30 protein-coding genes and 1 pseudogene are annotated in these 26931 nt (G+C 59.3%); 14 read left to right on the top strand and 17 right to left on the bottom strand.

Annotated elements, in window-relative coordinates:
* Positions 1 to 591: 591 nt before the first annotated feature.
* Entirely contained in the window at positions 592 to 3396 is a 2805-nt protein-coding gene (locus tag ACIQUG_RS22120; protein ID WP_402324125.1) for an autotransporter outer membrane beta-barrel domain-containing protein, read from the top strand.
* A gap of 10 nt (positions 3397 to 3406) precedes the next feature.
* On the top strand, positions 3407 to 3847 hold the full coding sequence (locus tag ACIQUG_RS22115) for a winged helix-turn-helix transcriptional regulator (RefSeq protein WP_402324626.1): 441 nt from the start codon (positions 3407 to 3409) through the stop codon (positions 3845 to 3847).
* Between the two features lie 120 nt (positions 3848 to 3967).
* Here the strand turns inward: ACIQUG_RS22115 and ACIQUG_RS22110 are convergent, their stop codons facing one another.
* The 3 genes from ACIQUG_RS22110 to ACIQUG_RS22100 form a co-directional block, all read right to left on the bottom strand.
* On the bottom strand, positions 3968 to 5971 hold the full coding sequence (locus tag ACIQUG_RS22110) for an ATP-binding protein (protein WP_402324624.1): 2004 nt from the start codon (positions 5969 to 5971) through the stop codon (positions 3968 to 3970).
* 43 nt (positions 5972 to 6014) lie between these two features.
* The gene (locus ACIQUG_RS22105) at positions 6015 to 7505 is read right to left on the bottom strand and encodes an ATPase domain-containing protein (RefSeq protein WP_402324123.1); all 1491 of its coding nucleotides are present in this window, start codon (positions 7503 to 7505) and stop codon (positions 6015 to 6017) included.
* Between the two features lie 448 nt (positions 7506 to 7953).
* A complete protein-coding gene (locus tag ACIQUG_RS22100; RefSeq protein WP_402324122.1) occupies positions 7954 to 8490 on the bottom strand; it encodes a GNAT family N-acetyltransferase in 537 nt (178 codons plus the stop codon).
* A 286-nt stretch (positions 8491 to 8776) separates the two neighbouring features.
* Between ACIQUG_RS22100 and ACIQUG_RS22095 the strand changes: the two genes are divergently transcribed.
* Entirely contained in the window at positions 8777 to 9643 is an 867-nt protein-coding gene (locus ACIQUG_RS22095; RefSeq protein WP_402324120.1) for an alpha/beta fold hydrolase, read from the top strand.
* A 93-nt stretch (positions 9644 to 9736) separates the two neighbouring features.
* Here the strand turns inward: ACIQUG_RS22095 and ACIQUG_RS22090 are convergent.
* Positions 9737 to 9910, bottom strand: a pseudogene (locus tag ACIQUG_RS22090) (sorbosone dehydrogenase family protein); the annotation flags it as partial.
* Positions 9911 to 10088: 178 nt separating this feature from the next.
* On the opposite strand from ACIQUG_RS22090, the gene ACIQUG_RS22085 reads away from it, so the two are divergent.
* Positions 10089 to 10607 (top strand): sigma-70 family RNA polymerase sigma factor, encoded by a 519-nt coding sequence (locus ACIQUG_RS22085; RefSeq protein WP_402324119.1) that lies wholly within the window; start codon positions 10089 to 10091, stop codon positions 10605 to 10607.
* 20 nt (positions 10608 to 10627) lie between these two features.
* Here ACIQUG_RS22085 and ACIQUG_RS22080 read toward each other — a convergent pair whose 3' ends face one another.
* From ACIQUG_RS22080 to ACIQUG_RS22070, 3 genes are read right to left on the bottom strand one after another with little or no spacing between them, the layout of a single operon-like run.
* A complete protein-coding gene (locus tag ACIQUG_RS22080) occupies positions 10628 to 11287 on the bottom strand; it encodes an HD domain-containing protein (RefSeq protein ID WP_402324118.1) in 660 nt (219 codons plus the stop codon).
* Between the two features lie 2 nt (positions 11288 to 11289).
* Positions 11290 to 11721: a CBS domain-containing protein gene (locus ACIQUG_RS22075; RefSeq protein WP_402324117.1), complete on the bottom strand. Its 432-nt coding sequence runs from the start codon at positions 11719 to 11721 to the stop codon at positions 11290 to 11292.
* Positions 11722 to 11739: 18 nt separating this feature from the next.
* Complete coding sequence (locus tag ACIQUG_RS22070) at positions 11740 to 11979, bottom strand: DUF2934 domain-containing protein (protein WP_402324116.1); 240 nt, start codon at positions 11977 to 11979, stop codon at positions 11740 to 11742.
* A gap of 319 nt (positions 11980 to 12298) precedes the next feature.
* Between ACIQUG_RS22070 and ACIQUG_RS22065 the strand changes: the two genes are divergently transcribed.
* The gene (locus ACIQUG_RS22065) at positions 12299 to 12601 is read left to right on the top strand and encodes a hypothetical protein (RefSeq protein WP_402324114.1); all 303 of its coding nucleotides are present in this window, start codon (positions 12299 to 12301) and stop codon (positions 12599 to 12601) included.
* 116 nt (positions 12602 to 12717) lie between these two features.
* On the opposite strand, the gene ACIQUG_RS22060 is transcribed toward ACIQUG_RS22065, so the two are convergent.
* The 3 genes from ACIQUG_RS22060 to ACIQUG_RS22050 form a co-directional block, all read right to left on the bottom strand.
* On the bottom strand, positions 12718 to 12978 hold the full coding sequence (locus ACIQUG_RS22060; protein WP_402324113.1) for a hypothetical protein: 261 nt from the start codon (positions 12976 to 12978) through the stop codon (positions 12718 to 12720).
* Positions 12979 to 13312: 334 nt separating this feature from the next.
* Positions 13313 to 13933, bottom strand: coding sequence for a hypothetical protein (locus ACIQUG_RS22055; protein ID WP_402324111.1), 621 nt, complete (start codon positions 13931 to 13933; stop codon positions 13313 to 13315).
* A gap of 30 nt (positions 13934 to 13963) precedes the next feature.
* Entirely contained in the window at positions 13964 to 14164 is a 201-nt protein-coding gene (locus ACIQUG_RS22050) for a hypothetical protein (protein ID WP_402324110.1), read from the bottom strand.
* 368 nt (positions 14165 to 14532) lie between these two features.
* On the opposite strand from ACIQUG_RS22050, the gene ACIQUG_RS22045 reads away from it, so the two are divergent.
* The 3 genes from ACIQUG_RS22045 to ACIQUG_RS22035 all read left to right on the top strand — a co-directional run bounded on the left by ACIQUG_RS22045 (position 14533) and on the right by ACIQUG_RS22035 (position 16232).
* A complete protein-coding gene (locus ACIQUG_RS22045) occupies positions 14533 to 14688 on the top strand; it encodes a DUF3309 family protein (RefSeq protein WP_192448923.1) in 156 nt (51 codons plus the stop codon).
* A complete protein-coding gene (locus ACIQUG_RS22040) occupies positions 14689 to 15720 on the top strand; it encodes a DNA topoisomerase IB (RefSeq protein WP_402324108.1) in 1032 nt (343 codons plus the stop codon).
* A gap of 65 nt (positions 15721 to 15785) precedes the next feature.
* Entirely contained in the window at positions 15786 to 16232 is a 447-nt protein-coding gene (locus ACIQUG_RS22035) for a hypothetical protein (RefSeq protein ID WP_402324107.1), read from the top strand.
* Positions 16233 to 16409: 177 nt separating this feature from the next.
* Here the strand turns inward: ACIQUG_RS22035 and ACIQUG_RS22030 are convergent, their stop codons facing one another.
* Positions 16410 to 16901, bottom strand: a complete 492-nt coding sequence (locus ACIQUG_RS22030; RefSeq protein ID WP_402324105.1) for a ferritin-like domain-containing protein — start codon at positions 16899 to 16901, stop codon at positions 16410 to 16412.
* A gap of 163 nt (positions 16902 to 17064) precedes the next feature.
* Between ACIQUG_RS22030 and ACIQUG_RS22025 the strand changes: the two genes are divergently transcribed.
* The gene (locus ACIQUG_RS22025; RefSeq protein WP_192448919.1) at positions 17065 to 17304 is read left to right on the top strand and encodes a hypothetical protein; all 240 of its coding nucleotides are present in this window, start codon (positions 17065 to 17067) and stop codon (positions 17302 to 17304) included.
* A gap of 258 nt (positions 17305 to 17562) precedes the next feature.
* On the opposite strand, the gene ACIQUG_RS22020 is transcribed toward ACIQUG_RS22025, so the two are convergent.
* Entirely contained in the window at positions 17563 to 17736 is a 174-nt protein-coding gene (locus tag ACIQUG_RS22020) for a DUF1328 domain-containing protein (protein ID WP_192449280.1), read from the bottom strand.
* 499 nt (positions 17737 to 18235) lie between these two features.
* Here ACIQUG_RS22020 and ACIQUG_RS22015 point away from each other — a divergent pair, with 499 nt between their 5' ends.
* The 4 genes from ACIQUG_RS22015 to ACIQUG_RS22000 all read left to right on the top strand — a co-directional run bounded on the left by ACIQUG_RS22015 (position 18236) and on the right by ACIQUG_RS22000 (position 21779).
* On the top strand, positions 18236 to 18421 hold the full coding sequence (locus tag ACIQUG_RS22015; RefSeq protein WP_402324104.1) for a hypothetical protein: 186 nt from the start codon (positions 18236 to 18238) through the stop codon (positions 18419 to 18421).
* Positions 18422 to 18764: 343 nt separating this feature from the next.
* Positions 18765 to 20714 carry an ABC transporter ATP-binding protein/permease gene (locus ACIQUG_RS22010; protein ID WP_402324623.1) on the top strand — a complete coding sequence of 650 codons (1950 nt, stop codon included), beginning with the start codon at positions 18765 to 18767 and terminating at the stop codon, positions 20712 to 20714.
* Positions 20715 to 20807: 93 nt separating this feature from the next.
* Entirely contained in the window at positions 20808 to 21059 is a 252-nt protein-coding gene (locus ACIQUG_RS22005; protein ID WP_402324103.1) for a DUF982 domain-containing protein, read from the top strand.
* A 309-nt stretch (positions 21060 to 21368) separates the two neighbouring features.
* On the top strand, positions 21369 to 21779 hold the full coding sequence (locus ACIQUG_RS22000; protein WP_402324101.1) for a low affinity iron permease family protein: 411 nt from the start codon (positions 21369 to 21371) through the stop codon (positions 21777 to 21779).
* A 334-nt stretch (positions 21780 to 22113) separates the two neighbouring features.
* On the opposite strand, the gene ACIQUG_RS21995 is transcribed toward ACIQUG_RS22000, so the two are convergent.
* On the bottom strand, positions 22114 to 22299 hold the full coding sequence (locus tag ACIQUG_RS21995; protein ID WP_402324100.1) for a DUF3606 domain-containing protein: 186 nt from the start codon (positions 22297 to 22299) through the stop codon (positions 22114 to 22116).
* Between the two features lie 426 nt (positions 22300 to 22725).
* Here ACIQUG_RS21995 and ACIQUG_RS21990 point away from each other — a divergent pair, with 426 nt between their 5' ends.
* Positions 22726 to 22983 carry a hypothetical protein gene (locus ACIQUG_RS21990; RefSeq protein WP_402324099.1) on the top strand — a complete coding sequence of 86 codons (258 nt, stop codon included), beginning with the start codon at positions 22726 to 22728 and terminating at the stop codon, positions 22981 to 22983.
* A gap of 514 nt (positions 22984 to 23497) precedes the next feature.
* On the opposite strand, the gene ACIQUG_RS21985 is transcribed toward ACIQUG_RS21990, so the two are convergent.
* The 4 genes from ACIQUG_RS21985 to ACIQUG_RS21970 all read right to left on the bottom strand — a co-directional run bounded on the left by ACIQUG_RS21985 (position 23498) and on the right by ACIQUG_RS21970 (position 26866).
* On the bottom strand, positions 23498 to 24112 hold the full coding sequence (locus ACIQUG_RS21985; protein ID WP_402324098.1) for a LysE family translocator: 615 nt from the start codon (positions 24110 to 24112) through the stop codon (positions 23498 to 23500).
* On the bottom strand, positions 24109 to 24297 hold the full coding sequence (locus ACIQUG_RS21980; protein ID WP_402324097.1) for a hypothetical protein: 189 nt from the start codon (positions 24295 to 24297) through the stop codon (positions 24109 to 24111). The genes ACIQUG_RS21985 and ACIQUG_RS21980 overlap by 4 nt, the downstream gene beginning before the upstream one ends.
* A gap of 164 nt (positions 24298 to 24461) precedes the next feature.
* Positions 24462 to 25727 carry a flavin-dependent oxidoreductase gene (locus tag ACIQUG_RS21975; protein WP_402324096.1) on the bottom strand — a complete coding sequence of 422 codons (1266 nt, stop codon included), beginning with the start codon at positions 25725 to 25727 and terminating at the stop codon, positions 24462 to 24464.
* Positions 25724 to 26866 carry a DJ-1/PfpI family protein gene (locus tag ACIQUG_RS21970; RefSeq protein ID WP_402324095.1) on the bottom strand — a complete coding sequence of 381 codons (1143 nt, stop codon included), beginning with the start codon at positions 26864 to 26866 and terminating at the stop codon, positions 25724 to 25726. The genes ACIQUG_RS21975 and ACIQUG_RS21970 overlap by 4 nt, the downstream gene beginning before the upstream one ends.
* Positions 26867 to 26931 lie beyond the last annotated feature (65 nt).

Genomic DNA, 26931 nt, shown 5'->3' with positions numbered 1-26931 from the left:
CGGGTTGGCCTGCCCTCAGGGGCGGGCCTTTTTTCGAGAGCGCGCAGCCCACTTTCGTTTCCACTGCCCTTCGAGGACATCCCGATTTAACGTCGCCCAATACCAAGTCGGCATCGCTGACCCCACGAGGCTACGAAGGCCGTTCCGGCATGCGTAGTCGCATCCACACCTGATTCCTGCCAACCCACCTTCAACTGCGCCCGCGCGAGCGCGCAAGCCGCGTTTCAGCGGTCGCACTCGCTTGGCACTGCCCGCCTCAACGAGGAATGATCGACTTTGCGACCTTCTGCCCGCTCTCGGGCCGACCGCAGTTAAATCAGCCCTTAAGCCGCGGCCTCCACTTCAAGAACCAAATTATCACTCCATTAACCATAACGAACGCAGAAGTAGTCTTACACCTGCAACTGCAATTTGAGCGTCACGATGCAAACCTCACCCCGCCCTAATCGGATCACGCGCCGGCCTCGCTCTTATATGGTGACCGCCGCGGTGCCCGTGGTTGTGTTGCTTGCCACCGCGCTCCAAGCACGAGCACAGGTTATCCTTTCTGGCGACACCGACCCGTCGGATCCTGCAGCCGTAGACAGCAGCATGGATCTCGTGGTCGGCAACAGCGCTGTCGGGAGCCTGACGATATCGAACGGCGGCATCCTGACGAATCATACAGGCATTATCGGCAACGACCTCACAGGTGTCGGTACCGTTAGCGTTTTGGGCCAGGGCGCGCACTGGAACAATTTTGGAGACGTGGTCGCCGGGCAGTCTGGTCGTGGCACATTGGACATTCTGGGCGGCGGGCTCGTTACTAGCGAGGCTGGTTACATAGGGGCCAGCGCGGACAGCGTGGGCGTCGTGACGGTCTCGGGCAATGATGGCTCCGGCGTCGCTTCGTCCTGGACGCTAAGTCAAGATCTTCGCGTGGGCGATGAGGGCAGCGGGACGTTGAACGTCACCGACGGCGGGCGCGTCGTGACCACGAGACGGATCAGCGTCGGCGGTTGGCACGCGGGCACGATTGACGCTTCGAACGGCGCTGAGTTGACAAGCCACGACGGCATTGTTGGCGTCTCGGCACATGGTGAGGCGCTCCTGAGCTCAGGCGCCACCTGGTCGATGATGGACCAGCTCACCGTGGGCCTGTTTGCCCAGGGAACACTCAGGGTCGAAGACGGCGCAAGCATAACCAGCAACCAGGGTTATGTCGGCGCAAACTCTGGTGGCGACGGCAGCGTAACGGTAACAGGCGCTGGATCGAGCTGGACGATGACAGGGTCGAACCTGTCATTGGGCAACTACGGCGTCGGCACCATGACCATCGAAGATGGCGCAAGGGTCTACGCCAAGAACGGTGTCTATCTCGGCATATCGGATGCGGCGGCAAGCGGCACACTGAACGTGCTGGGCACATCTGGTGCCCGTGGGGCGCTGGAAACCAGCGGGCTTCGCGGGGGCCTCGGTACGGCGAGTGTTACAGTGGATGGCGGCATTGTCCGGGCCATCGGCGCCAATGCGAACTTCTTCTGGAATTATGGTGCCCAGATGGTCACTCTCGGCGCTGGGGGCGGCATCTTCGACACCAACGGCCATGATGTCGGAATAGCACCCGAGTTTACCGGCGCAGGTGGACTGACGAAGGAGGGCGGAGGAGCTCTGACCCTGACCGGCACCAACAGCTACGCTGGCGGCACGACGATCAATGCAGGCACCTTGCAACTCGGCAATGGCGGCACGAGCGGGAGTATCCTTGGCGATGTCGCCAATGACGGCGTCCTTGCCTTCAATCGATCGGATCTCGTGCACTTTGACGGCACGATCACGGGAACCGGCGGTGTCCATCAGGTCGGAAACGGCCAGACCATCCTGACGCAGGACAATTCTGGGCTGTCAGGCATGTCGCGGATCTCCAACGGGATTTTGTCCGTTAACGGGATTTTGGGCGGTACCCTCGAGGTGACTGGTGGGCGCCTGCAAGGCGATGGCAAAGTAGGAGCCACGACCAATTTTGCAGGTGGCAGCATTGCGCCGGGCAATTCTATCGGCACGCTGACGGTAGCCGGCAACTATGCCGGCAGGGGCGGCACACTCGAAATCGAGGCAGTACTTGGCGATGACCTTTCGAGCACGGATCGCCTCGTCGTGACTGGGGACACATCGGGCAGTACGAGCGTGCGTGTCATCAACGTCGGTGGCGCTGGCGCAAAGACGAACGAAGGCATCAAGATTATCGATGTCGGCGGCGATTCCGGCGGAAGTTTTTCACTTTTGGGCGATTATATCTTTCAGGGCGACCAAGCCGTCGTTGCAGGAGCCTACGCCTATCGGCTTTATCAGGGCGGCGTGAGCACGCCAGCGGATGGCGACTGGTATCTGCGTTCAGCCCTCCTCAACTCTCCAACACCGACCGAGCCTCTCTATCAGGCCGGCGCGCCCATCTACGAAGCCTATGCATCGGTGCTGCAGAGCTTTAACGACCTGGAGACCTTGCAGCAGCGTGTTGGCAATCGCTCCTGGACCACGGGAACCAACCAGTTCGCCCTGACCGATCCCGCCGGTAACAACGGTTTTATCTGGAGCCGAATAGCCGGCCGTACAGCAAAGACGGCCCCCGAGTTTTCCACCACCGGCATGCAATTCGATACCGACACCTGGCAAATCCAGTCCGGCGTCGAGGGCCAACTTTCCGCCAGCGAGGCCGGAAGCCTGATTGCTTCGCTTTACGCACGCTATGGCAATGTCACCGGGCAAGTCTCCTCGATCTTCGGCATTGGCTCGATCAGAACCGATGGCTACGGTTTGGGGGGCGCTTTGACGTGGTATGGAACCGACGGATTCTACATCGACAGTCAAGCAAGCCTGACGTGGTACGACAGCACGCTCAAGTCTTCGACTGCGGCGGTTGGCCTGACCGCGGGAAATGGCGGTTTCGGCTACGCACTCGGTGTCGAAGCGGGCCAAAAGGTCACGCTGAATTCCAACTGGGCAGTGACGCCACAGGCGCAGATAGTCTACTCCGGGATCAACTACAGCCAATTCACCGATGTTTTCGGCACCAACGTCGCTCTAAAAGAGGGCGACGACTTCAAGATCCGTCTCGGTATCTCTGCTGACTACGAGGATGCCTGGCGAGCCGAGAACGGACAGACCAGCCGGTTACATGCCTACGCAATAGCCGATCTCTACAATGATCTCCTGCCGCAAAACAGCGTCGAAGTCGATGGCGTTCGCCTTGCAGCGGAGCAGGATAATCTTTGGGCCGGTATCGGACTAGGCGGCACCTACAGCTGGGGCGACGGCAAGTACGCGCTTCATGGCCAAGGCAAGATCAACACGGGTCTTGGCCACTTCGGCACCAACTATGCACTGACAGGCTCAGTCGGCCTCACGGCAAGGTTCTAGGCCGAAGCCAATCCCTGCCTGGACAATCAAGGGCGGACCCCGCCGCTTCAACGACATCAAGCGCGCGATCGGGACGATCTCCCAACGCATGCTGACGCTGACGCTCAGAAGCATGGAGCGTGACGGTATCGTCAAACGTACCGTCTACCCGACAAAGCAGCCGCGCGTGGACTACGAACTGACCGCCCTTGGACATTCCCTGCGCGAACCGGTCGAGCAGTTGGGCCTTTGGGCAATCGAACATGGAGCTGCCATCACGAGGGCCCAAACGCGTTTCGATGCCAAGGAGCCGCGCGGCTGGAGCACGCAGAGGTCGCAGACTGCGCTAGCATGCCTCCCGAACATGGCATTGTCTGGACGGCGGCAACGCCGGGGCAAAGTAGCTCCGGCGTCGTCTATTGTCCGCGGCCTTAGCCGCGCTGAGAGTCCAGCTGTTCGTGGTACCTGGTAACGAGGTTCGCCAACCATGAGCGGTTGGAGGCGAAAGCTGCCCGCCAAGAGGCGGGCAATTGCAATTTAGGCGCCGGAAACTTGGCGGATCGCGTACGTTGGGCGACGCGATTGCAAAGGTCTAGCCTCTCCTCAAGACACGTTCGATTTCCAAGGCGAGCTGATGTTGGGTGTAGGGCTTTGCGAGCCTTGCGACATCGAAATCAATGCCCGGCGGGAGTTCGGCATATCCCGACGCAACGAGGATCGGCAAATCGGGAAACAGGTCACGCGCCGCACTGGCAAGATCTCCACCCGTCATTTCCGGCATGGAATAGTCCGTGATCATCAAATCGAAGTGGCCGTTTTCTCTCAGATGGGTGAGCGCCTCCTTTCCGGAATGCGCCTCAACCGCTTCGTGGCCAAGATCGACAAGCATGTCGACCGAGCTCATCGCGATCAGAAAATCGTCGTCGACGAGAAGGATGCGGAGCGATCCTACGTTTTGCACATCCTCTGGCGCCTCTAGCTCTTCCCGGACCGACACCCTGCCGCTTGAAACGGGCATCCATAGCTCAGCGGTCGTGCCTTCCCCAAGCGTACTGTTCAGCCGCAAGGTTCCTTTGAGCTGGAGGGCAAGACCATGGATCATCGACAGCCCTAATCCCGTGCCTTTCCCGAGTTCCTTGGTCGAAAAGAACGGGTCCACGGCCTTTTGCAACGTGTCTTCATCCATACCGTGCCCGTCATCGGTCACGCAGAGCACGCCATAACGGCCCGCAGCCAGGTCACCCTCAGGTTTTGCCAGGCTCATCTCTTTAAGAGAGATACAGACCGTTCCACCGTTCGGCATCGCATCGCGAGCGTTCACGACAAGGTTGAGAAGCGCCAGTTCCAGCTGATTGGGGTCGGCGAGGACAGGCGACAGCCGCTCGGGAAGGCAGGTTTCAATCACGACGCTGGTGCCGACTGAGCGCTTCAGGAGATCGGTCATTTCTCCCACCAGCTTTGCAAGATCCACCGCATCGACATGCAGGTCCTGCCGGCGCGCAAAGGCCAGTAGCCGCTGCGTCAGCGATGCGCCCCGTTTAGCGCCCTGAAGCGCGCCGTCTATCAGCCGCTCGGCCCTTGCATCGCCACCGACATGTTTTCGCAAGAGCTCGAGGTTGCCCAGAACCGCCATCAGCAGGTTGTTGAAATCATGTGCAACCCCACCGGTGAGCTGCCCGATCGCTTCCATCTTCTGGGCCTGCCGAAGCTGCGCCTCGGCTCGCTCACGCTGGGCCACCTCCGCCATGACGATCTCGTGTGCCTTGTGCAGTTCCGCCGTTCGCTCGGCGACGCGCTCCTCCAAAACCTCGTTTAACCGCCGCTGCTGCTCTTCAGAGATTACCCTGGCGGTGATATCCGACGAGATGCCGACCAACTTGGTCGCTCTTCCGTTTCGATCCCGATAAAGCTGGGCCCGATTTTCTGCCCAATGGACGCTCCCGTCAGGCCAGACCGTGCGATACTCGATGGCATAATCGACGCCGCTCACGAGCGTATGCTGTATGGCGACTTTCATTTTCTCAACGTCGTCAGGATGGATGGCGGCAATCAGATCGTCATAGGTGAAAGCGTCGGCAGGACCTCGGCCGAAGACCCCTCGGCAAATGGCCGACGTGATCAATGCGTAGGTGGCGAGGTCGAGCTCCCAAGCCCCCAGATGACCCGCTTCAAGCGCCGCCTGAAGCCGCCGTTCACCTTCGTCCAGCGCATCGATGCGCAGACGTGCCTCGTATTGGCGCCGGCGGCTACGAACGGCCGAAGTCGCGACACTGATAAACGTGGTGGCGTGGAACGGCCGTTCGATGAAGCTGACGTTCCCCAACACCTCCGACAGGCGGCTTGCGGAAGGGTTTCGTTCCGGTCCACCGCCGCGATGGGTGAGGATGACAAAGGGCAGATCGGACCAGCTCGGTTGCGACTTGATCCATGCCACGAGGGGACGAAGATCTGCAAAGCGCAGGGCCTCCTCCGTCACCACGGCGAAAGCGATATCCTCTTCAAGCGCCGAGATGAAATCGGCAAGATCACCGCAGAGCATCGATTGAAAGCCGGCTTCGGCCAGAAGCGAACCTGCAATCTGGGCATCGCGTCCCATTGGCGCAAGGATAAGCGCAATGACGTTTCTATTTGGAATTGTCTTAACCCTCAACGGACTGTAGATGCGGCTTTTCGCCGACAAAGGTTGGCACGCCGCGCAACACGCCCTGGAAGCCCGAAAGGGGTTCGCCGAGCGAAAGTCCGCCCTTGCCGATGGTGAATTCCCGTATGGTTTCCTCGTGTTTGCCGGTACGCTTCTTGACGACGGAGATCGCCCTCCTGACCTTTCCGAGCGCTTCGAAATAACGAAGTAGCACGACCGTGTCGGCAAGATAGGTGACATCGACCGGCGATTTCATATCTCCGACCAGCCCGTGCTGGGCCACCGTCACAAAGGTGTTTGCGCCCTGGCGGTTGAGGTATTGCAACAGCTCATGCATGTGCAGGATCAGCGCGTTTTCCTCGGGCATGGAAGCCTGGTAGCCGTTGATGCTGTCGATAACGACGGTCTTTGCGTCAAAGCCGGCGACACGATCGCGCACGCGCTGGGCGAATTCGCCGGGCGAGAGTTCAGCCGCATCCAACTGCTCTATGTGAATAAGGCCCTCCCGCTGGTAGGTTTCCAGGTCGAAATCCAAGGCTTTCGTGCGCTCGAAGAGAAGGCCCAACTCCTCATCGAAAATGAAGAGGGCCGCTTTTTCACCGCGCTTGACGGCCGCATCGACGAATTGCAGCGCAAACAGACTCTTGCCTGTGCCGGCAGGACCGATCAGCAGCGTGCTCGATCCGCGCTCGATGCCGCCCCCCAGCAGCGCATCAAGTTCGACAATCCCGCTCTTTAGCGTCGAGCGTTCGAATTCCGTTCGGTGTTCAATCGCTCGCAGCCGCGGAAAAACCGATACACCTCCAGTCTTGATCGTAAAGTCGTGATACCCGCCGCGGAACGCTTGGCCACGGTATTTGGTGATCCTCAGGCGTCGTCGTTCCGAACCATAGTTCGGCGCCAGCTGTTCCAGGTGGATGACCCCATGCACCACGCTATGCACTGTCTTGTCGAGACTGTCGGAGGTCATGTCGTCGAGCAGCAGCACTGTCGCGCCAGTTTTTGCAAAGAAGTGTTTCAAAGCAAGGATCTGCCGCCGGTAGCGCAAGGAGCTTTGCGCAAGCAGCCTGATTTCCGACAGGCTGTCGAGCACAACGCGGCTCGGCTTGGTCCTTTCGAATGCCTCGAAAATCAACTTCGTGGTCTCGCCCAGTTCCAGATCCGACGAATAAAGCAGGCTCTGCTGCTGTTCAGCGTTCAACAGGCTCTCTGGCGGAACAAGCTCGAATATCTCGATGTTGCGATCGAGTTCCATAGAGTGGGAAGCCGCACTGTCGCGCAATTCCTCTTCGGTCTCAGATAGGGTGATGTACAAGCACTTTTCGCCAAGAGCTGCGCCTTCTTGAAGGAACTGCAACGCGATCGTCGTCTTTCCCGTCCCTGGTGATCCCTCGAGAAGAAATACATGTCGCCGCGACAGTCCCCCTGAGAGAACATCGTCCAGACCCTCGACACCCGTTTTTGCTCGCGCCGAACCGCTGTTATCCATTTTCGCCCTCCGTTGGTCTGCCGGTAACTAGGGTGCAGCGGTGCAAAAGCAACGGGGTCCTTCACCTCGGTCGGAGGCGTCTCGCGCCGGGCGCGGTCGGCTTTTTGAATGCCGAAGAACATCAAACATGCCCAACCAAAGGATGACGAGAAGTGGGGACCCGTCTTCGTGCCCCCCTGTCAAGCAACCCTCTGTTACTCAAGGCAGTTGGTCGCGATATCCACGGTAGGAACAGGGTTTAGCCCGGATAGGCAAATGGTGTGGCGGCGCGCGGTGTGATAGCGAGCGTCAGCCGTCTTCGGACGGGGAGGAGGCGGTCAGAGGCCTGGCGCTCCAATTGCAGCGACAGGCCTCGCCAAAGTATCCTTGGCGCGTGGCTGTTGTTGGCGGTCGCGTGCTTGAACGGCTTGAGCAAAGTGCCCGGGAAATCCGAATTCCTCGCGCGCGCCTAGCGCCCGACGGAACGTTCGTCTTCGCGCATCACCGCAAGGAGGCGGTGATCGAGGATGCGATAGCCGCCGCCTTGATAGGCGGCGATTGCAGCTCTGTTGCTACCGGTTACGAAAACCTCCGAGACCGGCACCTGCTCTTTGACAAACCATTTGTGGGCTTCGTCGAGGAGGTCTCGGGCGATGCCGCGTCTGCGAAATGCCGGTTCGACATAGATCCAGGATAAAACACCGGTCTTAAGCGCGAAATAGCGGTCCATGCGCTTTTCGGCATAAACGACCCCGACGGGCGTCTGCTTGATCTTGGCCACGCGGACAAAACAATCCTGGTCCACTGCAGCAGCTGTGATTTCCGCCCATTCGCGCTCTACCAATTGATGGCGCTTTATATGCGCATCGACGCCGCTTGCTGACCAATCCAGGCCATAGGCGCCACACCAGCCGTTGACATGCTCGGTCAGCCATTCAGCCAACCACGCCTGCACGGCCCCCGCGTCGCCCTGCAGAAGCCACGAAAATTCGACGTCCTGCGTCATGATATCGATCCCTTCTGAGCCTGAGCAACGATCAAAGACCTTCACCGTATATCGAGCGACTGAGCAAGGACCAGAAAGCAACACCGAGGAACATCGGTCGTTCGTTTCACGACGTAGAGCAGTCCCTGAGGAACCCTCTTTCGAGAGCCGGCGCCTTTGCCGGCTACCCATCTGGGTGGAACAACCGGCGATAGTACCGGTTATCACCGATGGCGAACGGCTTGGCGCATGACTGATCGGCCGATCTCGTTCGGATAAAAGCGTCTCATTGCGCGGAGGATTTGCTATGGACACGCTGGTTCGACATCGGCGCATCACGATCGCCGGCATCGAAGTCTTCTATCGCGAAGCCGGACGGCAAGGTGCTCCGGTCGTCCTGCTCCCACACGGATATCCGTGCTCGTCCTATGAGTTTCGCAATCTGATGCCACGGCTTTGCGACCGTTGGCATCTGGTCGCTCCGGATTTTCCTGGCGCGGGTTACAGCGATACGCCGGATGATTTCGACTACAGCTTCGACGGCTACGCAGCATTTCTGAGCAGCTTCATAGATGCCCTTAAGATCGATCGTTTCGTTCTTTACCTGCATGACTTCGGTTCACCGATCGGAATTCGGCTCGCCATAGCAAGGCCTGCGTCCGTGGTCGGGCTCATCATCCAGAACGGCGACATTCCCTATGAAGATGCCTTGGGACCCAAATATGCAGACATCGAAACGACCTGGACGCTTCCTTTGCCGGAAATGAAGAGCGCGTTGGCCGAAACGGTACGCGAGGAGACATTTCGAGAAGAGTTCCTGAACGACCTGGAGCCCGATCTCGCAGAGACCATTCCACCAGACCTATGGAAACTGCATTGGTCGCTCATGACGCCAAAGCGGAAGGAAATCGCCGTCAATCTAATCGCGGGTTTGAAGGAGAACCGGTCATGGTTCCCGCAACACCGAAGATATCTCGCGGACCATCAGCCCCCTGCGCTCATCGTTTGGGGACCCAAGGACCACTACATGCCGGAGAAATCCGCGCGGGCCTATCTTCGCGATCTGCCGGATGCGGAACTTCACCTTCTGGGTGGCGGGCATTGGTTACTGGAAACCCATCTTGATCAGGCAGCGGCACTTATCCGTGACTTTCTCGAACGGGTCCATGGTTAGCGCATATCCGGCTGGCCAGTTGCAAGTCGATGCATTCGATCGACCGAAACCGCTTAAGGGCCGTCCGGGAAACCCGGCGGATCGCGCCAACGTCTAATCGTGCGCTGGCGCAACCCGCCACACCCTGTTGCCGACGTCGTCGGCGACGAGCAACGCGCCATCGCGCGCCATGGCAACGCCAACCGGCCGGCCGAGCGCCTTGCCGTCGCCGGTCAGGAATCCCGTCAGAATATCGCGCGGCGGGCCGGACGGTTTCCCGTCGGTAAACAAGCGGGTGAAGCCACAGAACCCGGAATTGGTGGCGGTTGCGGTCAAGCCGGACTATCCGCTTGGCCACCACACCGCGTTCCGGCGGTTTGTTTGCGATGGGGCCTTGTCCAGGAACTTAAATGCCGGCCAAGCATTGACCAACAAAGCAATCCGGCAACCTTGAAAGGCAGCCCAGATGCCTTCATTTCCGACCCTTGACGATAAGACACGCCCCCTTGAGACACAGGTGGTGGACCTCATCCCGGCCTTAAGGGCTTTTGCGCGAACCTTTGGCGGTTCGAGATTTGAGGCCGACGATTTGCTGCAGGAAACGCTGTTTCGCGCGCTGCGTGGTATCGACGGCTTCGAACCGGGGACCAACCTCAAATCGTGGCTCTTCACAATCATGCACAACGCGTTTCGCACGCAATACAAGCTGCGCAAACGCGAAGCACCCGGCGCCATAAATTGCGCAGATCTCCCCATTGCGATACCTGCTCCGCAGGATTGGTGCGTGTTGAACGGCGAGTTGCGGACCGCGCTTGACAGGCTGGCGCCCGATCACAGGGAAGTTCTGGTGCTCGTCGCCGGCTACGGTTTGAGCTATAAGGAGGCAGCCGACATCTGTGATTGCGCGGTCGGCACCATCAAGAGCAGACTGAGCCGCGCCCGCGACGAACTTGCCCTCCGCATGAACGGTGTTCCGCTGGATTGAGCGACACGGACAATGACTGTTCAAGCCAAGGCAAACGTAATTGCGAGAGCCGCAGCCAAGCCAACAAGAAAGATGAGGCCTTTCTTCGCAACGCGATCGGCGTTTTCGCGCCTGGTCATGGCACGCGCGTCACGTTGCGACAGCTTGGGGCCGAACCGGCCTTCTCGACGCAAATCGCCCGCTCCCTCATCTCGCCTTAGGCGTTTATCCCTATTGGCGGCGACATCGAGCAAAAGCAATCGACGTCTGTATTGCGCGACATCCCCACCTTGCCTTTCGACCTGGGTGAGATTGTCCTGAAGGTCGGCTCGCTTGACGACGGCACCAAGCGCATTGGCCGCCGCGCGTATCGTCAACGCGTCTTTGGGTTCTCCTGGGCGATGGGTCAAGCTTTCGACAGCCGCTACAACGTCTGGGGAAAACCCGGAAACCAGCAATCTCTCGAGCGTCCAGTCCGGAGCTTTTTCGACGATGTCATGAAGAAATGCGACTGTTTTGGCCTTGTCGCCTTCGACCGCCTCTGCAACCCGCTGGCAATGACGGATATAAGGTTCTCCCGCCTTATCCCGTTGGCCTGCATGAGCGTGCAGAGCCACCTCTTTCGCCCAGACACGCTGCTCCGTGACAGACAGTGAAACCGGAGAGCGCCAAAAAGCGCGCTTTTCGCGGATATCGGCCATGATTAGGGCCTCTGGATATGTGGTCCACCGGGGTTCGTGACGTCTTGCAAGCCGATGCCGGCGAGAGACGGATCCCGGCGCGCTGCGTCGGCAAGCGAAGCGAGGCCAACAAGACCCTTGTTGCGGTAGGGGACCGGCAGGCGGCGGACCTGCTCGTTACCAATGTTGTGTGCGAATTCCGACACGTCCTCGTCTTCAAAGCAATAATTGACGTCGGCCGTCATGATGTCGCTCAAACGGGTATGATCGTGACGCCGTTCCCCGACACAGCACACGACAATGTCGCGATCCGTTATCATCCCGACAAGCCGATCGTTGTCACCAACGGGAGGAAAGCCAATATCGTTCTTGGCCATTTCCCGCGCAATTGTCGAAACGGTGTCGTCGGGCCGCGCGACATGGACGTTCTTCCTCATGATGTCAGCTATTCGCATGGGACTGCTCCTCGAAAATCATGGTTCATGGCTTGGCTGACCCGCCTTTCCCCGCGGGGCGGTCGAAGGCGCGACGACCGTTCCCACCCCACTCTCTTCTCGTCTCTCGTCTGTTGGTTCGCTTGGAGGGCGTTGATCGCCATCTGCCAATTCGCCTTCTGCCTTTTCCCAATGGCGTCGATCGTCACCCTCGGGGCGGCCTTCGCTTTCCCAAATCGCATAGGCGCGCTGGCGAATGCGTTCTTCCTTGTCGTCCATGTCCTTGACCCTCCTGCCTGTGCAGAAGGACAAACCGACCAATGCCGTATTTGTTCCGTCTCGATGCTCTGGCAAAGACCGCAGCTTCGGAACGCGCCCAAGACGTTGCAGCAGTTGATCGTGCAATGCACCGATGGCAAGCGTGACCCGGCAGATCCCGTACAGTCCAGATGACCGGCGAGGCTCCGACGGTGACGCCGTTCGGAACTTTCAGGGGAGTTATCGGTTCGACCTGCAATGCGCCGGAGTGGCGTGAGAAACAGGTACCTATCGGCCAGCCCTGAATTGGGCGTCGACGGCTCTATAGCGGAGAGATGTGATGGCTGAACAGTTGGATGAACGCGGCGAACCGAAAACAGCAACACACGGCGCTGACCGAACCACTTTTTCCGCGCGTGAAACCCGCCAAGCCGGAATGGGCGCTCGGGTTTTCCTGGTGCTTGCCGCAAGCCTCTTTCTGGCGCTGCTTGTCTGGGGGTTCGTCGAATGGGGCCACCGCGGTGGTGAGCAGACCGGACAACCGGCGTCATCCCAACAGCAACAGCCGGATGCCGAAGAGCGTCCAAGCACCGAGAGCCCGCAGGGTATGGCCCCCGCAGAGCGCGCCCCCAATCCACAATAGGCCTGGCGCGATAGCGCTAGAATGCCCGTCGCTCAGAGCATCGACGGACAGCGCCAGGCGCACCCGCCTACCGCCGGGGGTGGCAATTTTCTTCCGGTGACAACCACGTTTCGCAGTCAATTTCGATCGACGAACTTATTGAAGCGGCTGAGTTTACCGTCTTCAGTCGTGTCCTGGTGAAGGAAGAGCAGTTTATTGCGATCAAAAATGACGAAGAACTCTTTCCACGAGATTGGCTCAAGTCCGTTCTCCGGCTCACCGAAATCAATCCTCAGGATGCCATTGAGCGCCCCTTTTACTCTTGCGGGGCGACCTTTCCTCGTCTCGGCCCATTGTTGAATTTCATTGTGATCATCGGTGGTTTTCGCCTCACTCATTGATCTGCTCCTTGCGATCTTTTTGTGCGCCGAACCTCCTTCGCGATCGATTGTTCCGGAACTGCGATCCATCCATACCGCCGAACTTTTCGGAACCAAGCGCAGCTACCCTTGTTCTCCCTGTAGACGAGGAGCAAGGACATGACCCCCAAACCACACGATCCAGGCGAGCGGCAACCGCCAATGCCAAGACCGCATGAGACGCCACCGCCCGTAGAAGAACCCGAACCTGAAGATATGCCGGATGAAAGGAGAACACCGAATCCGGACGAGGTCCGTGAGCCGCCCATTCACACCGATCGGCGCCCTCTCGCGTCCCGGCGTCCCGAGATGCCTAGTGCGGCCCGTATGGGTTTTCAGTGTGAATTGCCGCGATCAGTTCGTGCAGCCACGCGTCGAGACTTTGAGACCTGTCCCTTGTGCCCGCCAGAGCAATGGCTCGCTCTAGTGTCCGCTCCACAAGACGATCGGCGGCTTTTGCCGGAGCTCCGACCATAAGAAACCGCGCTCTGAAACGTAGCGCCGGTATCAGTTCGCTCACGGATTGATCAGTCACCCCGGTGTAAAGTGGCGCCAGGTTCGACAGGCTAAGAAGATGCTGCTCGAAAACCGCGCTCACGAGGTCCGACGAGGCGGAACATTTGCTGACACGCGCAACCGCGCGGAAGCGTTCGGGGACGTTCATGTCGTCATAGCCACTGAAAAAAATCACCGGGACCGATCGGCGCGCAAGTTCGTCGGCAACGGGGAAAATCAATTCGCCATTTAGGTTGATATCGAGAACAGCAACCTGAACATCGACCGCCTGCGCGAGACTATTCAACGTTTCCTTTACCGTGGGCGTTGGGCCGATAATCGTCGCGCCGGCCTGCTCGAGCCAATGCGCGATGTCATTTGCAACAAAAAACTCATCCTCGGCCACGAGCACCCGCAATCGCTGCAGGTCCGGCGTCATTTGCTATCCTCGATCCGCTCGGTGACCATCTCAGTGCTTCCGACGTAGGGTGCCGGTCGTCGCTCGCGACATCTCCCGATGGTCGAGCGCCCTTTGCAACCGGTTGGCAAGTATCAGCAATCGATCCGGCACATGGTCCAATTGCACCATGTCGCCATCGCCTGGACAAGGTGTTGCGCTGTCAGCCAGCAACTCCCGTTTTTCATCGTCGGCTTTTTTGCCCGATGCCATCGCCTTGACCCTGTTCGTCGGAACAGCGCTTCTTCGGCCGTGTCCGTCGCCTATGGTGTCCTTGTCTGAAGATACGCCTTCAATGCAGAGAAGCCAAGCTATTGACGGCCCAAGGGCCAGGCGCGTGCGCGAAGGGAACGGTGAAACAGCACACCCGCGCCCGAGATAGAAGGTGGCTGACTGTCGTCAATGCCGACAGAAACCGAAGGAACCAATCGTCAAAGAACGCGTTTGACGCCCACATCAGGTGGCTTGATCATGATGAAATTCATCATGCCACGTTTACCTGGAGTTGGGTTTTCGCGCCGCCGCCTGGTTCAGCCTAACCTGGGAGACGACCAGATCGGCCTTCGGAAGGAGATCGCAAGATGCTTGGAACCGTACTGTTGATTATTCTAATCCTGCTGCTCGTCGGCGCGTTCCCCGCTTGGCCCTATTCGTCGGGCTGGGGATACGGGCCATCCGGACTGCTGGGCGTTGTGGTCGTCGTTCTGCTGGTTCTGCTTCTGATGGGGCGGATCTGATTGGACACGCGACAGAGAGGGCGCGACGAGGCAGCCGAGCTTGTATATGTCTCGGATAAGGAACCGGGCTATAGTCGGTCGCGCTCCGCCAAAGGCTTTATTTACCGGCGGCCAAACGGTGAACTCCTGAAAGACAGGAGCATTCTTGCCCGCATCCAGAAGCTTGGACTACCGCCCGCCTACGAAGATGTCTGGATTTGTACCAGGCAAAACGGACACCTCCAGGCAACAGGCTATGATGCGCGCGGTCGCAAGCAGTATCGATACCACGATATCTGGCAGGACATGCGAAGCCGCGACAAATACAGCCAGCTTCCCGCCTTTGCCAAAGTGCTACCCCGGCTGCGGCGAACAATCCGCAAGCAGATGGAGGGCCCGGTTGGCGATCCTGCCACGGTTCTTGCAGCCCTTGCGTCACTGCTTGACCAAGCTCCGCTTCGTATCGGTAACTCAAGTTACGTCCAGGAGAATGGCAGCTATGGCGCCGCCACGTTGCTCAAGCGACATCTCAAGATTGCTGACAACTGCATTGAACTGAATTTCAAGGGCAAGGGCGGACAGCGCATCCGAAGACGATTGCGGAACCCTCGACTGCAGCGGATTCTTGAGGAGATAGCGGAGCTTCCAGGCCGCCAACTCTTCGTTTGCGTCGGGCCAGACGGAAGGCCGGATCCGATCGAATCTGGCCGATTCAATCGGTATCTTGCAGAGATCTGCGGAGCGCCGGTTTCAGCCAAGACTTTCAGAACCTGGGCGGGGAGCGTTGCTGCATATGCCGTTGCCCGTCGGGCTCTCGTCGAAGGCCGACGTCCAACCGTTAAGGCGATGTGCCAGGCGGCTGCCGATGCACTTCACAACACTCCGGCCGTTTGCCGCAAGAGTTACGTACATCCGGAAATTCTTGCCTTGGCAGACGCCCACCAAAAAACTCCCCAGCTGCGTAACAACGCCAAGCCGATATCTGGACTTCACGCCGACGAAATACAGTTCGTTCGTTTCCTCAAATGGCTAGCCAGGAACGGACGGCGGTAAACGGAGTGTGCTCGGCCTCGCGTCGGAAGCTCTCGAAATGGAATGCTCATATTGAGAAGCGCACTGTGGCCATCAACGCAATGCTGCCACTTCCAGCGACGGGCGGGAACAATCATCGGGGATACCGGTTGGGAACGAAAACTCGCGATGCCGGTGAGCGTTTCGATCGGCTTTTGAAAGAGCAAACAAGTTCACCGCGCGATCCGCGCCGAACCTCTGCCCCGCAGATCATCGCGTTGTTTCAGCCGGGCTGCTGCAACGGCGCCAACCCTCACTTCCGTCCTAGCGGAGGTTGGAAAATGCCCAAGCTGTTGCGGTTTATCATTTGGCATTTATCGACTGGCTTCGCACTGGGAGCCGTCACCACGCTGGTGATCGCCTTCAGATACCCGCACGCGCTCGGCCATGATGGCGCGATCGAACCAATTGCTCTTCTGCTGCAGATTTATGCCTTCGGCGCATCGTTTGCTCTTGGCTGCCTCGGCACCGCGCTCATGGGAAAGATCGAGTGAGCTCGCCTCGTTAGCTGAAGTCTCCCCCTTGGGTCTGAGGAGGCCAAAGTTTTCAGCCGACGGTTGCTGCTGTTCCTCAAAAAAGCGAGTGCGCCGACCAGCAGCGGGGGCGATTGCCTGCATCGTGGAGGGTTTAGCGAGGCGGCGGGCGTGTCCGCCCTCCGCCGTTCGCGTCGTTTAAGCGGAGGCCTTGATGTTGGCGGCGGAAAGAGCCAGCTTGCTAAGCGCCTTGTCGGTGGCGCCTTCCTCCTGAAGCGTCTGATCAAGCAGTACGACTGCTTTATCGTGCCCAAGCTGCTTGGCCCAGGTCTTCAATGTACCATAGCGCGCGATCTCATAGTGCTCGACCGCCTGAGCCGCAGATATGAGACCGGCATCAAGGGCCGCGCTTCCCTTGAACTCCTCAATAACCTCCTCGCCTTCCGCAATAATGCCTTGAATTGCTTCGCAGGTTTTACCCTGCGCACGCTTGCCGATGATCTCGAAGACCTGCTGAAGGCGCTCCACATGGCCTTCGGTTTCATCGCGGTGCTTTTCGAATGCCGCCTTGGTATCGGGTGACTGTGCCGCGCGCGCCATCTTCGGAAGCGCTTTCAGGATTTGCCTCTCAGCATAGTAGATGTCTTTCAGAGTTTCATGGAACAACATATCCAAGGTCTTCTCCGGCATGGCAACCTCCTTCGCCTTTCTGGGAGGCGCACCCAACACCACAGGGCTTCAAAGGTTCCGGAAGGGAACAAAAAGCACTGTGGAGCGCTTTGACGGTTTTCCGCAAAGGAACGAGCGGTGATCCACCCGAACGGAAGACACATCGTCGATCAGGGAGAGAAGGATGAAGCACAACCAACCCATGTCGAGCAGCGGCGTATCGCTTTCGGCCTATACCAAGAGAAGACGCGCCAAGATCATAGATCCTTCAGAGGCCGTCTATGGTGGACACTACGACCTCGCCGAGTTCATTGCTGCCTATGGTCTGACGCCGTTGGATGCGCGCGAAATTTTCGTTCGCATCGGCCCCACACGGACCGACCTCGATCGGTACATGCACGAGCGCCGCAGCTCCCTGATTTGACCAAGGGGCCTTGGCGTGTGCAAGAGATCGGCTTTGCATCAAACCAACGGGACGGACGGGGCGTCGTCCGTCCGCGTCACAGCAAGGCGGACCCGGGCGCCCCTTTCAATCTCGGCTGCAACGCGCAACGGTTCCTGCAACCTGCCTGCAAGTGGCTCTCGGTGACGCGGTGGGCTCACCATGGCGGCTCCGACTAATGGTCTCGTGATTGCACCGGATGACGGGAGGGCCACAGCCGGAAATGCGAGCCTGACGTTCCTAGAACGCGATGCTTCCGGCCATGAATGCAAGAACAAGGAACAGGAGGAAGATCGCCAGGGCAACGAAAAACAAAACCTTTGCAATACCGGCCGTGGCTGCCGAAATGCCGGAAAACCCGAGCAAACCGGCAACGACCGAAACGATGAAAAATATGATTGCCCATTTGAGCATGCCGATCCTCCTTGATACGCGAATTTGCGCCAGCGTGGGTTTTGAACCCACAAAAGGAAGGATTGTTCCAAGTCGGAAATTCGGAAAGCTCGCCTGAGGACCTCTTGGCCCGTGAGCGACCGCGAGCAAGATCCATCGTAAGCCGATGCGCTCACGCTCAAGAATTTTATGGTTGGAAGCGCAGGCGATGCCATAGGAAGCGACCGCCTGCTATTGCGGTTCGCCAAGGTTTTCTCGTGCAGCTCCGGTACGGTTCAGACAAGAGGTATAGAAAACCTGGAGCGCGCCCGAAAGTTCCGCCATAGGGCTTCAGTCCGATGGGTTCCCACAAAGGTCCTAGTTGGCTGGTGATCCGGTTTCACCGCGCTACCTCCAACCTTAGCCTGGGGTAAACTCCCTGGCATTATGCCGTCCCGGGCGGACAACGACACCAGAGCGGCTTAAACGTCCCTTCGTTTGGCTCGGGTGCCGTTGTCCACGAGGCAGGAAGGATCCTGGAATGTACGAACGCTATAGTTACGGCAAACCGCAGCGGACTTTCTCTACCGGCCTTCCGATCGGCGTCATGCTCTTCGCATTCGTGGTCATTGGCGGTTACCTCGTCATAGGCAGCGCGATCGTGAATGACAGCAATCAAACTGTCGGCGTGGTTCTTCCAACGCCTGTCGCCAGCCTGTCCAAGTAGTCTGCCTAGAACGGACAAATCATTTGGACAGCGTGGTTCCTCCTCCGACATTTCCAGAGACCACCCCGTCGAAAAGGGGAAGCAGCAGGGATTAATGCACCTGGGCAGAGCCCGATTGGCGATGGTGCTTCCGAAACATCGGATCCAGCTTGTCTTTCCGTGCGGACCGTCCGTACGGTGCCTCGGATCCGCGTGATCGGAGGCGAGGAGATGGGCCAAGACACGGACGGCAGGTTCGCCCTCACCCACGGTGTCAACGGTGGCACTCGTTCGATGCCGCAGCGTCATCTGTATTTGACAAGCCGGATCCATGCTCCACTTCAGAAAGATGAGCTTGAGCGAAGTGCGCAGTAGGGCGCAACGGGCAGCAAAACTGGTTAAACGGCCTTTCGGCCAGAAGCGGCGGCGCCCGAGCAGCCCCGTATCCTCCATGCGCAGCTTCTGGGGCCTGTTGTTCGCCTACTGGCTCTCTAATCGGTGGAAAGAAGCCTGGATCCTGACATTTCTCATCCTGCTGCTTACCGGATTGTCGGCCCAGGCAAGCGTCTGGTTTGCGCTGACATCGGGCGAACTGGTCAATCAGATCGCGAATTTCCACCACCCCACCGTCCCAACGACGCCATTGTCACTTCTAAATACCGCAGCGACGCTCGCTGCGATCGCGATCACGAGGGATGCAGGGTTTACCGCGGTCCGCCACTTCCTTTCGACCAGCCTGCACCGTAAATGGCGCCAGTGGCTGGACGAGCGTTTTAACCGGGCGCTACTCGATTCCAATCACACGCACTTCCACCTGCAGCAGAACGGGTTTGGTGGCGGGAGCGAGGCGGACACGTCATCAGCACCTGACAACATCGATCAGCGGGTACAGGAGGCGATCAAAGGTATGACGGGCGGTGCGATCGGCCTCGGCGTCGGCATCGCCGGCGTTGTTCTGTCGCTCGCCTTCGTTGGCGGCAAATTGATCGAGACGTCGAGCCCGGTGAGAGGGCTCGATTTTCTCGGCAGCTACGGTAGCGCCTGCCTGACGCTGCTAGCGATCGCGATCTATGTTCCCCTCAACACGTTCATTGCAGCCAAGCTGGGCGGTATTTTGCAGGGGCTGTCCATACGCATTCAATCGGCGGAAGGCAGCTATCGCAGCGAACTCAACCAGTTGCTGCACCGCAGTTTTCATGTTGCGGTCATCAAGGGGGAGCCGGCGCAAAAGGCGCTCAACGTGCGCCGGTACCAGGATATCGACCGGACCTGGGCGAGCCTCAATCGGATTACGGCCGGCTATATGGGCTTTGAACTGGTGCATAATTTCCTCGGCTCACGCATCGTCGCCTACGCGCCCGGTCTGCTTCCCTATGTCGACAAGACAATCAGCCTGCAGGACTACGTGACTGGCGCCGAACTTGCGACAGCCCTGATCAATGAGTGCTCATGGTTCATTCACGCGATGCCGGACATCGCCACGCTCCGGGCCGACGCGCACCGCATAACGGAGCTCGCCGAAGCAATAGAAACGGTCCAGCGCCCGCAAGACTATTATGCGCAAAGTGGTCCTGCAGCGTTTGAATATACGTCCGAGAACGGAGCAAAGGGCCTGACGATCCATGCGGTCGAGCTCATGCATACTGGCGAGGACGAGCCCTTTTTGACTGCCAATGCGCTCAACTTCGCTCCGGGGGAGTGGACGTTGGTGATGGGCGAATCGGGAAGCGGCAAGACCTCGCTTCTCAAGGCGATCAACGGTCTTTGGCCGCACGGGAGGGGTAAGATTGCGTTGCCCGACGGTTTGCAAACCCTTTACGCCGCCCAGGACGTGAAACTTCAAGGCGTTTGCCTCAAAGATCTCGTCTGTCTCCCCGATGAAGCCGCCGCGCATCAGGACACTGCGGTCTCAAGCGTATTGAAAGAAGCGGGGCTCGAAGAGTTTCAAGGAGAGCTCCGAGATGAAGGTCGGGATGGTCAGCAGTGGGACAAGCTCCTGTCCGGGGGTGAAAAGCAAAAGCTCGTTCTTGCGAAAATCCTGCTGCTGAAGCCAGGCTTGCTTTTTCTGGACGAGGCGACAAGCGCCCTTGATGGGCAGGCAGTGCAAGCGTTCTTTCAATCGATCAAGGACAATTGCCCGGATGCAACGGTCATCGCCATTATGCACGATACGTCCTCGATCCAATCGGAGGGCGGGATTGATTTCTTCGATAGCGTGCTGGTGATCGGAGAAGGCGTCGCCGAAAAGGTGGCTTTTTCGGCGTGGCAGTCGGCGCAAACAAGCGCCCAGACGGGTGTTGCGACAAGGAAATGAGAGGGCGCTAGGCGACATGGTGATGGTTACAAATCCGATGGATGGAACAATGCGTCACCCCGGAGGTTTTCTGCCGAACCGGAGGCAACGGAAATGGAAGCCATTTTTTGGGATCACCCCGTCAGGATCGGCACGCATGGCGAGCGCTGCATCAACGGACCACAGGAAGCACTGCAATATTTAAGCGAGCTGCCCCAGGGCGGGTGGTTCTATGAGCGCGCACGGAACCGTTGCTATGGCGCATTGGAACGCGGCGAAGCGCTCGATCTTTCACGCAAAGCCTTCATTGGCGCAGCGATTGAGGGGTCACTTCCGATCCTCGACGACGGAAACCAGAGCGTTTGAGCCAATCTTAATTAGACGGCTCTCAGCTTGTCGCCTTGAGCGGCCAACTGCGGAAATCCGAGGCCTGGTCAGGGCTCGAAGATTGGACAGTACGCTGCAGCCGAGACAACCGGCGCCTGGATGATCAAGGGCACCAATATTGGCTGGAACCATGAAGCGCAAGGGCAAGTCAAATCACCTTGATTTTCCCGACCGTTGGCGACCGTACGCTCAAAACGCTACGACGCGGGGGAACAAGCACCTGAGAGTCTTGTTTGAATGTGCATCCCGGGCAAGCAGGAAAGGAATGCTCGTCACGGAGGTTGGGTCATGGATCGATTCTTCGCAAAATTCGCCACGGCAACCGCACATGCGACAGGCAGCCCTTTCGCCTTTATCGTCTGCGTCATGACGGTTCTCGCGTGGGCTTTTTCAGGCCCCGTGTTTGGTTTTTCAGAGACTTGGCAGCTGGTGATCAATACGGGCACGACCATTGTCACGTTTCTGATGGTGTTTCTCATTCAAAATACGCAAAATCGTGATGGCGCCGCGCTCCAAGCAAAGCTCGATGAGATCATTCTGTTCACAGATGCCGAGAATGAATTCGTCGGCATTGAGAAGTTGACTGACAAGGAGCTCGATGCGCTACACGCCCGATGCGAAAAGGCCGCTCGGCGATCAAGCGCCATGCTGCAGAGTGCACATGAAGAGCGCGACGCGAGACGGCAGCGGTCGAAGTAGCCGGTTCTATCGGCGCCTGAAGCTACTTGCGTCGATAGGAACAGCTGATGTCGCAGCATCCACACCCAGATCTACGACGCGGGCCTGGCAACGCACACTTTCCAAGTGCGGCGCCTTCGTCCGCCTTCATGAAGAAGGCCTCCGTGTGTGCTGGCTCCGCCGCGGCTCAAAGCCTCCACGAGCATGAGCTTCAACGGTTGCGCTCAATTTGGGGCTAACATTGTCCGAGGCTATGCGGCCACAGCCGCTCGGGCCCCGGCGACGTCGACCAACTGGACCCGGAAATGTACCGAGCGCAGCGTAGTAGCCCTCAAATTCTGGCGAAACGTAAGCGTTAAACCTTTTTGCGCTCCTCAGCCAACGCGTTTGCTTTCTCTCGCGAGTCGCCCGCTTCCTTGATGATATCGCGGGCCTGCTCCATTGTGAGCCCGTGCTTGCGCTTGAAGTAGTTGAGTTCGTAGGCCTGTCCGGCGGCAACGCGTCGACGGGCGCTGCCAATATTCTTCTTGTAGTGTGCCATAAAGTTCCTCCGGCTTGGCCAACTTCAACGGCAGATGCCCGAGGAATGTTCCAAGCTCGCTCGAAGGCAGAACCCAGCCATTCTGCCTGGATGGCCCATCATGGGCACGTCGGCGAAGGAATTCATGCAAGCACAGGGGAGGCATTCTGCCGACGACAGCCGAAAACGGTGGACAGGATCGTGACACTTCAGAGGAACTGGAATGGCGAAATGGAAGGGTGGGAAGGCCCCATAACCGAAGATCAGCCCAGTCGCTTTATGTGAACGAGACGAAAAGCAAGCGGCGGCGGAACCTCTTCCAAAGTCAGGCGTTCGTACCGCGGGCCTAGCGTGTTTCCATCCCTCCGGGCCCACGCATGCATCAAACTCCTTAGCCCCATCTCCAGTTGGGGCCTCTTTTTCGCCGCGCAGGACCGAGGGTACACCATGGGATTGATGCAATTGGGTCGAGCACGGCTGGCTCTGTCTTTGCCACGCCATCGCAAACAGTTGCGCGACGCCAGAGATCACCGGCTGTATGGTCTTTTCGAGGAATACGCTCGAGCCTCATCAAAGCTCGCCGACCTCCAACGGGAGCTTCCTCGTCGCGAAGCGCTGATAGCCAACTATCAGCAAACCTGCCTGGATCTGCAGGCAGATGTCCTGGTGTTGCTCGGTAAACTGAACGAGCCGCTTTTTTACTAGATTTCTGACATCCCGCGCCTATCGGAACCAATCCGCAACAGGCGCCAGATCACCGGATCCATTCTTGCTGTGCTGACTTCCGATCAAATCTTCTGGCCCTCAGGCCACCTTTCGCGCCATCTTTTCTTGCAAGGCCCGGAACGATTTCCCAATGCGCGCGTTCCTGCATTGTCTTGATCCCGTTTCCCCGATCGGGTCAGGCGCAAGGCTTCACAGATGTCCCCCAGTGAAGTCTCCTCGATAAGAGCCTCTGGCCTCGTCGCGCCCCCGACGGGGCCATACTTTTTTGGTCCTCTGATGACGGGCAAGTGAGGCCTCGAAGCTCGGCCGATGTTATCGCGTTCGAGCCGACAAGGTCTCTGCCGCCTGACGCTCCTTTACGATCCATGGCCCGCGCGGCAGTAAGGCGAGCGCGCAAGATTGCGTGCCGCGCGCAAAGCGGTCGGGGCTGAGGAGCGCGACCGTGCCTCAGCCCCGAAATCGCCGGTGACGGCACCAGTACGATCACGCCACTCTACCGACCACGTGCGGAAGCGAGCCAGACACCGCCCACTATCAACACGGCCCCTCCAATACGGCCAAGGTTCCGTCTTGCCATCGGGTTCAATCTCCGCCCGATGTACCCGGCGACGAAGGCATAGCTGCCGTCCGAGAGCACACAGAAGACGATCGCAGTCCCGCCGAAGATCACCATCTGCCACACTTGATTAAGGGTGGGATCGATGAACTGCGGCAGGAGTGCGCCGAAGAACAGGAGCTGTTTCGGGTTGCTTAGGGAGACGAATAGACCCTGCAGAAAAAATCCCCTGCGCGGAGGCGCTGGCTGCCGGTTCTCCAGGGACGTACCCTGATCTCGGATCATCTTCCAGCCCATCCAGCACAGGTAAGCTGCCCCTCCCAGCCTGACCCAGTCGAGCCAGTGACCGGCCAGCGCAATGAGGGATGCCAGGCCGAGACCGGATATCGTGATCATGACGGCGAGGCCAGCGATCGTCCCCCCGACATTCAGGAGACCGGCACGGACGCCATGGCGCATCGCGTTGGCGAGTATCATCATATTGGTCGGCCCCGGCATTATCGTCGCGACGAGGCAGATGGCCGCATAGGCGGCGTAGGTTTCGAGAGTCATCCGGAGAGCCTTCGCGCATCGTCGTCACAAAGATTGAAGGTCACCGTAGGCTTGGCGCCGTCCGACATGCGCTGGGTCATGAGGATCGTCGTCAGTTGCCAGGCCGGATCGCTGACGAAGCCGCCGCCCCCTCCGATGGTTACTGCGGGCGCCCCAGCCGGCGTCTTCTCGACGGCGACCGACACCCCGCAATGCCAATCCTGCACTTGCTGAAGGATGATTTCGCTCTTTCTGGGCTGCGCCGGCGTTATCTATTGCTTGTCAGCGCCGCGACCACCTCCGCCGACAACATCCGGCGCACGTCATCCCCGCCGCAGAGTGGTTTCGATTGATCGGTCATGGGTCCTCCCTAGAACCTTTCGAGGTCGTCCGCGCCGGCCCCACCTTGCGGATTGCCCGCGGCAAACCCGGCAAGGCTCGCGTAGCCGCGCACGACCTGCTCGCGCTCCTCGTGGGATGCGACCGCCTCGATGTCGTCGAAACCGTCGGGTGCGCGTGCCTCAATGAGGTCGATCACGCGTTCCGGCCCACCCTTGCGGTTTGACAGGACGATTTCCGATGTGGGCGGACGGCGCTCGCTATCGTAGGCGCCGAGCGCGATCTCGACCGATGTATCGGTTCGCAGATGCTGCGCCAGCGAGTGGGCATCGAGGATAGCCTGGCTCGCGCCGTTCGAGCCCACCGGATACATTGGGTGGGCAGCGTCTCCCAGTAACGTGATGCGCCTGAACGACCAGCGTGGCAGCGGCTCCCGGTCGCAGTTGGGATATTCATAAAACCCGCCGGTGGCGCGAATGATCTCCGCCGGATCGACGTATTCCAGGCGGAAACGATCCCGCACAAAGGGTAAGACTTGTGCAAGGTCTCCCGGACGGCTCCAGTCCCCAAGGGTGCGGCCCGCTTGCAGCGAATAACTGCGGGCCATCACAGCCCAGTTGGTGAGGCACATGGCTGGGTCGTCCGGGTCCTCCCCGATCGGATAGAAAACGAATTTGGCGTGGTTGCCGCCGGCGATCGCCATAGTGCGACCGTCCCGCCATATCGGCCAGCGCGTTGCGCCGCGCCAAAGCATGACACCGTTCCAGACCGGCAAACCTTCTTCCGGATATAGCGCTGCGCGCACGGTCGAATGAATGCCGTCGGCACCGATCAGTAGGTCGCCTCGCGCCAGCGATGCCTTTCCGCCTTCAGACAAGTGGACGGTCACGCTTTGGTCGTCCTGTTGGAAGCCGTGCACGCGGCATCCTGTGCGGATGCTCCCCTGCCCCAGCCGGTCGATGACGGCGTCGTGGACAAGGCCCAACAGCCTGCCGCGATGAATGCTGAACTGCGGCACGGCATGGCCGGCCTCGATACCGCGCAATTCCTGCCAGATGATCTGGCCAAAACGGTTCGCATAGATCAATTCGCGCGTGCGGATTCCTGCCGCGTCAAGCGCGTCCATCAGCCCGAGGTCGGCCAGAAGGCCGACGGCGTGCGGCAGCAAATTGATGCCGACGCCGAGCTCGCGTACAGCGTCGGCACGCTCGAATATCTCAACTTCGAACCCCGCTCTGTGCAGGAAGAGGGCCGCGGTCAGCCCGCCAATGCCGGCGCCTGCGATCAACGCCTTCATCGCCCTTTGCCCTGTTGCGGATATTCGAGCTGCATGGCAACCACATCAGCGGTTCCCTGCCCATGACGGGCTGCTATCTCCTGCAAGGTGCTGTCCAGAGCCTCGGCCGGCGGCTTGTCCGGCATCAGCCGCTCGCCCGCCCAGGAAACGACAACCTGGTCAGGAAGGACGCGCACGCCGTTGCGCGTCGTCACGGCCGTGGGCGAGGCCGCGAAAATCTCGACGCTCGAGCGATAGGTGCGCGACCAGGCGTCAGCGACGAGCGCGAGCGAGACTTCATCCATTCCCGGCTCGAGCGCCACGCCGAAACGATCACGGTTCCAGAATGCAATACGATTGCCCAACACAGTCGCAACGAATGGGCGCGTAAAGCGGAAGGAGCCGCTGTCATGCCCGGCGCTCCAGCCCTCCTGCCGGAGGGCGCGGGCAACCGCCTCTGCCTTGCCGCGCCCGGCAATAACCTCGATCAGAGTCAGCATCATCGGCATTGAGGCGGTAATGCCCGTGGTGGTCGCTATCCCCCGGTCCAACACCATACGCCGGTCGGCAACGTAGCGGATCGACGGGTGGCGCTTCAGCAGTTCACCGAGATAGTACCAATGGGTCGTCGCTCGGCCGCCGTCGAGCAGTCCGGCACTGGCGACAACCTTCGCGCCGGCGCAGATCGCGATGATGATGGCCCCACCCTCAGCCTGCTTACGCAGCCAGACTGTTACCACCGGGTCGTCATCACGGCTCATCGCCGGAACGATCACATAGTCGGCTCCCTTGGGATGAAGCGCGTCGAAGGCCGCGATCGTTGCGTCGGCCTCGATGGTGAGCGCCGGATAGAGTTTGACCGAACCGGATCCGCTCGAGAGGGTCGTCACATCGGCGATGTCCGCTCGGCGCAGAATTCCCACGGGCATCAGATAGTCCGTCGTTTCCGTTGCGTCGTTTATTCCGACGACGGCAATGAGCGGTCGGGCACGCTTTGGCGGCTTCAGCGCCGACAGCATGACCTCCGTTTCGGCCCTCGAAATGGCCGGCGGCGCAAAGGTTGCGGGTGCGGCCTGCAGGGTCGCCAACCAAAGGCCGAAGCCCACAAACGGTATCGCAAGAAGGGCCAGACCCGCGGGAAGAAAATAGCGCATGAACATCGGCACTCCGATCTGCTTGCTGCAATCTTCAGGGTATCGCGCGCATTTTCTGGCGGGAATGACAG

The organism is Ensifer sp. NPDC090286, assembly GCF_044769565.1.
GTDB lineage: Bacteria > Pseudomonadota > Alphaproteobacteria > Rhizobiales > Rhizobiaceae > Ensifer.
This window is presented reverse-complemented; position numbering and strand designations above follow the sequence as displayed.

Coding starts and splice junctions, on each gene's coding strand:
- ACIQUG_RS22105 (WP_402324123.1), bottom strand. CDS start 7,505: ATGGATAACAGCGGTTCGGCGCGAGCAAAAACGGGTGTCGAGGGTCTG.
- ACIQUG_RS22100 (WP_402324122.1), bottom strand. CDS start 8,490: ATGACGCAGGACGTCGAATTTTCGTGGCTTCTGCAGGGCGACGCGGGG.
- ACIQUG_RS22050 (WP_402324110.1), bottom strand. CDS start 14,164: ATGGCATCGGGCAAAAAAGCCGACGATGAAAAACGGGAGTTGCTGGCT.
- ACIQUG_RS22005 (WP_402324103.1), top strand. CDS start 20,808: ATGGAAGCCATTTTTTGGGATCACCCCGTCAGGATCGGCACGCATGGC.
- ACIQUG_RS22055 (WP_402324111.1), bottom strand. CDS start 13,933: ATGACGCCGGACCTGCAGCGATTGCGGGTGCTCGTGGCCGAGGATGAG.
- ACIQUG_RS22110 (WP_402324624.1), bottom strand. CDS start 5,971: ATGGGACGCGATGCCCAGATTGCAGGTTCGCTTCTGGCCGAAGCCGGC.
- ACIQUG_RS22000 (WP_402324101.1), top strand. CDS start 21,369: ATGGATCGATTCTTCGCAAAATTCGCCACGGCAACCGCACATGCGACA.
- ACIQUG_RS21970 (WP_402324095.1), bottom strand. CDS start 26,866: ATGTTCATGCGCTATTTTCTTCCCGCGGGTCTGGCCCTTCTTGCGATA.
- ACIQUG_RS21975 (WP_402324096.1), bottom strand. CDS start 25,727: ATGAAGGCGTTGATCGCAGGCGCCGGCATTGGCGGGCTGACCGCGGCC.
- ACIQUG_RS22015 (WP_402324104.1), top strand. CDS start 18,236: ATGTACGAACGCTATAGTTACGGCAAACCGCAGCGGACTTTCTCTACC.
- ACIQUG_RS21990 (WP_402324099.1), top strand. CDS start 22,726: ATGGGATTGATGCAATTGGGTCGAGCACGGCTGGCTCTGTCTTTGCCA.
- ACIQUG_RS22080 (WP_402324118.1), bottom strand. CDS start 11,287: ATGGCCGATATCCGCGAAAAGCGCGCTTTTTGGCGCTCTCCGGTTTCA.
- ACIQUG_RS22065 (WP_402324114.1), top strand. CDS start 12,299: ATGGCTGAACAGTTGGATGAACGCGGCGAACCGAAAACAGCAACACAC.
- ACIQUG_RS22070 (WP_402324116.1), bottom strand. CDS start 11,979: ATGGACGACAAGGAAGAACGCATTCGCCAGCGCGCCTATGCGATTTGG.
- ACIQUG_RS22020 (WP_192449280.1), bottom strand. CDS start 17,736: ATGCTCAAATGGGCAATCATATTTTTCATCGTTTCGGTCGTTGCCGGT.
- ACIQUG_RS22120 (WP_402324125.1), top strand. CDS start 592: ATGGATCTCGTGGTCGGCAACAGCGCTGTCGGGAGCCTGACGATATCG.
- ACIQUG_RS22095 (WP_402324120.1), top strand. CDS start 8,777: ATGGACACGCTGGTTCGACATCGGCGCATCACGATCGCCGGCATCGAA.
- ACIQUG_RS22025 (WP_192448919.1), top strand. CDS start 17,065: ATGAAGCACAACCAACCCATGTCGAGCAGCGGCGTATCGCTTTCGGCC.
- ACIQUG_RS21995 (WP_402324100.1), bottom strand. CDS start 22,299: ATGGCACACTACAAGAAGAATATTGGCAGCGCCCGTCGACGCGTTGCC.
- ACIQUG_RS22060 (WP_402324113.1), bottom strand. CDS start 12,978: ATGAGTGAGGCGAAAACCACCGATGATCACAATGAAATTCAACAATGG.
- ACIQUG_RS22030 (WP_402324105.1), bottom strand. CDS start 16,901: ATGCCGGAGAAGACCTTGGATATGTTGTTCCATGAAACTCTGAAAGAC.
- ACIQUG_RS22085 (WP_402324119.1), top strand. CDS start 10,089: ATGCCTTCATTTCCGACCCTTGACGATAAGACACGCCCCCTTGAGACA.
- ACIQUG_RS22075 (WP_402324117.1), bottom strand. CDS start 11,721: ATGCGAATAGCTGACATCATGAGGAAGAACGTCCATGTCGCGCGGCCC.
- ACIQUG_RS22045 (WP_192448923.1), top strand. CDS start 14,533: ATGCTTGGAACCGTACTGTTGATTATTCTAATCCTGCTGCTCGTCGGC.
- ACIQUG_RS21985 (WP_402324098.1), bottom strand. CDS start 24,112: ATGACTCTCGAAACCTACGCCGCCTATGCGGCCATCTGCCTCGTCGCG.